Origin of the sequence: Rheinheimera sp., assembly GCF_030824435.1 — a bacterium.
In the GTDB taxonomy this organism is placed as follows: domain Bacteria; phylum Pseudomonadota; class Gammaproteobacteria; order Enterobacterales; family Alteromonadaceae; genus Pararheinheimera.
Genome location: NZ_JAVBXS010000072.1, coordinates 1 through 6,134 on the forward strand (window position 1 = coordinate 1; position 6,134 = coordinate 6,134).

Annotated in this window: 4 protein-coding genes; 1 reads left to right on the forward strand and 3 read right to left on the reverse strand. The window is 46.2% G+C overall.

Features of this window, described 5'->3' with window-relative positions:
• Positions 1-272: 272 nt before the first annotated feature.
• Genes metH through metA form a run of 3 tightly spaced genes read right to left on the reverse strand, consistent with a single transcriptional unit; the run spans position 273 to position 4,917 of the window.
• Complete coding sequence (gene metH, locus RCH83_RS13355; protein WP_306522900.1) at positions 273-2,897, reverse strand: methionine synthase; 2,625 nt, start codon at positions 2,895-2,897, stop codon at positions 273-275.
• On the reverse strand, positions 2,897-3,988 hold the full coding sequence (locus RCH83_RS13360; protein ID WP_306522902.1) for a homocysteine S-methyltransferase family protein: 1,092 nt from the start codon (positions 3,986-3,988) through the stop codon (positions 2,897-2,899). The genes metH and RCH83_RS13360 overlap by 1 nt, the downstream gene beginning before the upstream one ends.
• A complete protein-coding gene (gene metA / locus RCH83_RS13365; RefSeq protein ID WP_306522904.1) occupies positions 3,988-4,917 on the reverse strand; it encodes a homoserine O-succinyltransferase in 930 nt (309 codons plus the stop codon). The genes RCH83_RS13360 and metA overlap by 1 nt, the downstream gene beginning before the upstream one ends.
• A gap of 150 nt (positions 4,918-5,067) precedes the next feature.
• Between metA and RCH83_RS13370 the strand changes: the two genes are divergently transcribed.
• Entirely contained in the window at positions 5,068-5,958 is an 891-nt protein-coding gene (locus RCH83_RS13370; RefSeq protein ID WP_306522906.1) for a hypothetical protein, read from the forward strand.
• The last annotated feature ends 176 nt before the right edge of the window (positions 5,959-6,134 follow it).

Below are 6,134 nucleotides of genomic sequence, written 5' to 3' on the forward strand. Positions count from 1 at the left end.
CGTGTCAAGCGTCTTTTTATCGACATTTTCAACTTATTTCAAACTCACCCGGCTTGCTGCTTTCGCACCACCCCGTCGGCATGGCGCGCATTATAGGGCGTTTTTGAAATGGCGCAAGCACGAATTTGAAGAAATATGACATTTCGAATTCAACCGCGCATTAAACAAACAAATTGTGTTTTTAACCGGCATTTCCGGTGCAAAATCCACCGCAAAGTGCCAACAAAACTGAAAAATCCGTTTTTCAGTTGTCTGTTATATAGAGAAAGGTCCTAGCTTAAGTTAGGTGCCAGCCACATTTGTGCTTGTTCTTTGGTAAAACCTTTACGGTTGGCGTAATCCATCAACTGATCTTCAGCAATTTTGCTGACAGCAAAGTATTTACTGTCCGGATGGGCAAAGTACCAACCTGACACTGCTGCACCCGGCCACATGGCATAACTCTCTGTGAGCTCCAGACCAATCTCCGGGGTGACATTCAGCATCTCAAACAAAGTGCCTTTTTCAGTATGCTCAGGACAAGCCGGATAACCTGGTGCCGGACGAATGCCCTGATAAGCTTCGCGGATCAATGCTTCGTTATCTAAAACTTCATCGGCGGCATAACCCCAGTAGTCTTTGCGCACTTGTTGATGCAGATACTCAGCTAAAGCTTCGGCCAAACGGTCAGCCAGAGCTTTCACCATAATACTGTTGTAATCATCATGGGCTGCGGCAAACTCAGCAGCAAATTCGTCGGCGCCAAAACCTGTGCTGACAGCAAAAGCACCTATATAGTCGGCAACACCAGAAGATACCGGTGCAACAAAATCACCTAAACAGCTATTCGGTGCGTTATTACGCAGCTGCAGTTGCTGACGCAGGTTATATAAGCGGTGTTTTTCGACACTGCGGCTTTCATCGGTATAGACAATAATGTCATCGCCTTCACTATTAGCCGGAAACAACCCAAAAATGGCACGACCGGTCACTTTGCGTGAACCAATCATCAGATCCAACATCTCGTTGGCTTCCTGATACACCTTACGCGCTTCCATGCCTACTTCAGGGTGATTCAGAATGGCCGGAAATTTCCCCGATAACTGCCAGGTTAAAAAGAATGGCGTCCAGTCGATAAAATCGCGCAAAGTTTGTAAATCCACATCCTGCCAGATATGAATGCCTGGCTTTTTTGGCGCTGGTGCAACTTTGCTTAAATCCAGTTGGAATTTATTGTCGCGCGCCTCAGCGAGCGTCAGCATCTTCTCACCAGGACGGGCGCGTTGATGTTGTTCTACTGCACGACGGTATTCATCATCCACCCGCGCCAGATAATCCGGCTTTTGCGTCGCGCTAATTAGAGATTGCACCACCGACACACTGCGCGATGCATTAGGCACATAGACCACGCCGTGTTGATAGTTAGGCGCAATTTTTATCGCAGTATGGGCTTTTGATGTAGTAGCGCCACCTATTAATAGTGGAATGGTAAAACCAAGCCGCGTCATCTCTTTGGCGACATGCACCATTTCATCCAAAGACGGCGTAATCAAACCTGATAAACCAATGATATCCACATCCAGCTCTTTGGCCTTTTGCAGCAAAGTGGCACAAGGCACCATCACGCCCAAATCAATCACTTCGTAGTTATTACACTGCAGCACCACACCCACAATATTTTTGCCGATGTCGTGTACATCACCTTTCACAGTGGCCATCAGCACTTTGCCCTGCGCTTTGGCGCCGGTACCAGCTTTTTCCAACTCTATATAAGGTTGCAGATAAGCCACGGCTTTTTTCATCACCCGGGCCGACTTGACGACTTGCGGCAGGAACATTTTGCCTTCACCAAATAAATCACCCACCACGTTCATGCCGTCCATCAGCGGGCCTTCAATCACATGAAGTGGTCTTTCAACCTGTAAACGGGCTTCTTCGGTGTCGATATCAATAAAATCGGTAATACCTTTCACCAGCGCATGTTCAAGTCTTTTACTGACCGGCCAGCTGCGCCAGGCTTCGTCTTCTTTGACAGCAACGCTGCCATCACCTTTAAATTGGGCCGCGATTTCGAGCAAACGTTCGGTGGCGTCGTCACGGCGATTGAGGATCACATCCTCTACCCGCTCACGAAGTAGTTCTGGAATGTCGTCATATACAGCTAACTGGCCGGCGTTGACGATGCCCATATCCATGCCGGCTTTGATGGCGTGATATAAAAACACCGAGTGAATGGCTTCACGTACCGGGTCGTTACCCCGAAATGAAAAAGACACATTCGATACACCACCGGAGATTTTAGCGTAGGGGCACAACCTTTTAATTTCACGGGTGGCTTCAATAAAATCCACAGCGTAGTTGTTGTGCTCTTCAATACCTGTAGCAACGGCAAAAATATTTGGGTCAAAAATAATGTCTTCAGGTGGAAAGCCAATTTGTTCCACCAGAATTTTATAAGCACGCTGGCAAATTTCGACTTTGCGTTTTTTGGTATCAGCCTGCCCTACCTCGTCAAAAGCCATCACAACAACAGCAGCGCCATAACGGCGCAACAATTTTGCCTGATGTAAAAACTGCGCTTCACCTTCTTTCAGTGAGATGGAATTAACCACAGCTTTGCCCTGAATACACTTGAGCGCAGCTTCAATCACTTCCCATTTGGACGAGTCGACCATAATGGGCACACGGGAAATGTCGGGCTCAGACGCTAATAAGTTCAGGTAGCGCACCATGGCGGCTTTGCTGTCGAGCATCGCTTCGTCCATGTTGATATCGATTATTTGTGCGCCGTTTTCTACCTGCTGCCTGGCAACCTGTAATGCAGCTTCATATTTGCCGTCGAGAATAAGCTTTTTAAAACGGGCTGAGCCTGTGACATTGGTGCGTTCACCAATGTTAATAAACCTGACTTGTTGCATTACCACTCCAACGAAAAGGCTTCGAGGCCAGCCAGATTAAACTGATGGGATTTTGCTTTGGGCTGACGAGGCGTCACACCTGCCACTGCCTCACTAATAGCTTTTATATGTTCAGGTGTAGTGCCACAACAACCACCAACAATATTTAAAAACCCCTGCGCCGCCCAATCTTTAATTTCCGCTGCCATTTCAACAGCACCTAAATCATATTCACCAAACTCATTGGGTAAACCGGCATTTGGATGCACAGAGACATAACATTCTGAAATACCGGATAAGGTCTCGACATAAGGTCGGAGTAAATCTGGCCCCAAAGCGCAGTTCAGACCAAAAGTGACAGGCTCGACATGAGCCAGTGAATTATAAAAAGCTTCGGTAGTCTGGCCCGACAAAGTACGGCCGGAAGCGTCGGTAATAGTGCCGGAAATCATCACCGGCAATTTATAACCAATCTCATCAAACACCTGTAGCACCGCAAAAGCGGCCGCTTTGGCGTTGAGCGTATCAAATATGGTTTCCAGCATAATAATGTCGGCCCCACCTTCAATCAGCGCAAGCGTTGATTCGGTATAAGCCGCAACTAAAGTATCAAAATCGACATTACGATAACCCGGGTCGTTCACATCAGGTGAAATAGAAGCAGTTCTGTTGGTCGGGCCAAGCACACCGGCAACAAAACGCGGTTTGTCCGGCGTTAGCGCAGTAAATTCATCACAGGCCTTACGCGCCAAAGCTGCAGCTTCGCGGTTAATACGCGCCGACAAATGCGACATGTCGTAGTCAGCCATGGCAATAGTAGTAGCGTTAAAGCTGTTGGTTTCCAGAATATCGGCACCGGCGGCTAAATATTTGTAGTGAATTTCGCTGATGATCTGTGGTTGAGTCAGTACCAATAAATCGTTATTGCCTTTCAAATCAGAAGGCCAGCTGGCAAATTCTTCACCTCTGTAATCAGCTTCCTGCAGCTGATAAGCCTGGATCATGGTACCCATAGCACCATCCAATACCAGAATGCGTTTTGATAGTAACTGCGCCAGCGCTTGTGGTGTTAACCGCGCTGAACCTTGGGTTTTGTTTATTACCGCCGTCATCACACCCGCTCCTGGCTAATTTGTTGAATATCAAAAGGTGTGGCCTGATACACATAGTAGTTCAGCCAGTTACTGAATAATAAAAAGGCGTGGCTTTGCCACAGTTTTTGCGGACCTTTGGCTGGGTCGTTGTCGCGAAAGTAATTTTCCGGCACTTTGGGTGCCAGATTGGCATCCAGATCACGTCGATATTCATCATTTAACGTGGTTAAATCGTATTCCGGATGGCCTGTGACAAAGACCCTGCTGCCGCTGCTGTTTTGCAATAAATAAGCGCCAGTCACATCAGCTTCAGCCAATACGTGGATATCAGCATGTTGTTGGTATTTTTGTTTCGGCACCTGAGCATAACGCGAATGGGGTACCAAAAATTTGTCATCAAAACCACGAACCAATGGGCTCAGTGGCTGTACTACATCCTGCCAGTACACTCCTGAAAGTTTCTCCCCACGGATCTCACGTTGTAAACCGTAATAATAATAAAGGGCGGCGTGTGCAGCCCAGCATAAAAACAAAGTGGAGGTGACATGACGATCGGCCCAGGCCAGAATTTCCGAAAGCTGCGGCCAATAACTGACATCTTCATAATCCACCAAACCGAGCGGCGCACCGGTGATAATTAAACCGTCGTAGTTTTGTTGCTGCACATCAGAAAAATACTTATAAAAACAATTAAGATGGCTTTGTGAGGTGTGTTTACTGACATGGTTGTCCAAGCGGATCAGGTCAACATCCACCTGCAAAGGACTGTTGGCCAATAACCTTAACAACTGTATTTCAGTCGTTATTTTGTTTGGCATCAGATTCAGAATGGCAATTTTCAGTGGCCGGATATCTTGCTGCAAAGCGCGACTTTCGGTCATCACAAAAACGTTTTCCGCTGATAAAGCTTCTACTGCGGGTAATTGATCCACCACTTTGATTGGCATGCCGGCTCCGGATAATAAAATAAAGTGCGGCTACTTTGGCTAAAACAGGTTAAATTGTCAACTTCTAAACGTTTAGATGGCCAAATAAAAGTATGAAGCCAACAACAAATCCACCTATGCTTGTTGTGACTGCTTTTGGATCTTTGTCTTATGTTGCAACAAATTTTAACTCTGGTCATTTTCACTAATCTGTTATTCAGCATGCCACTTTATGCTGAAAAGCTGCACTCTGCGCCCGTTGAAATTTTTATCCGCGACGATGTTTATGAAGATTATCAAAAGTTTGTCGCTGGCCGGGATGTACTGACCGTAACCGATTTTCATAGCCCCTTTATGCGCCGAGATGTGGCCGACATGGTGCTGCTGCAACAAGCTCTGGCACTGGGTGGTTTTCAGCGCAAATTTTTATATCTGCCTGGCAAAGTGAATTTTCGCAATACCAAAATGCTGGAAACCGGTGAGCTGCTGCTGAGTTTTGATACTTATTGGCTCAGCGATGCCAAAGCTTTAAAAGACAAAGTGTTGATAAGCAGCGCTGTGATTAAAAAAGGCCAGTATTTGGCAGGTATTTATACCAGTCCAAACAACCACAAAGTGTTCAGTTTAAAAAAACTGGCTGATTTAAAAGAACTCAGCGCAGTATCTACACCAAAATGGCACACCGACTGGCAAACCATGTCGGCTTTGCCACTAAAACAACTGGTGCGGGAAGATGAATGGCTCAGTCAGGCACGTATGGTGCATATGCAATGGGTCGATTTTATGCTGATGCCTTTTGTAAACAGCAAAAACGGTGAGTACAAACTTGAGCAAATTCAGCTGAAACTGGTGCCTGGTGTTGCAGTGTTACTGAACGACAGCCGGCATTTTGTGGTCAGTAAAAACCATCCGGCTGGCGCCGAAGCTTATGCCGCTTTACAGCGTGGGCTTGCCGCACTTGAAAAAAATGGCCGTATGCAGCAGCTGTACCGTCAGGCAGGATTTTTAGTTGACCAGAATCAATATAAAGTGCTGAACCCAGATATTAAATCCAAGCCCTAAAGCGAATGGCTAAGCCAAATGACTAAACCAAAATTCTGTGCCAAAACGCAGTTTTAGAGCTAAAAGCTAAAAGCTAAAAGCTAAAAGCTAAAAGCTAAAAGCTAAAAGCTAAAAGCTAAAAGCTAAAAGCTAAAAGCTAAAAGCTAAAAGCTAAAAGCTAAAAGCTAAAAGCTAAA

Coding starts and splice junctions, on each gene's coding strand:
- metH (WP_306522900.1), bottom strand. CDS start 2,897: ATGCAACAAGTCAGGTTTATTAACATTGGTGAACGCACCAATGTCACA.
- RCH83_RS13360 (WP_306522902.1), bottom strand. CDS start 3,988: ATGACGGCGGTAATAAACAAAACCCAAGGTTCAGCGCGGTTAACACCA.
- metA (WP_306522904.1), bottom strand. CDS start 4,917: ATGCCAATCAAAGTGGTGGATCAATTACCCGCAGTAGAAGCTTTATCA.
- RCH83_RS13370 (WP_306522906.1), top strand. CDS start 5,068: ATGTTGCAACAAATTTTAACTCTGGTCATTTTCACTAATCTGTTATTC.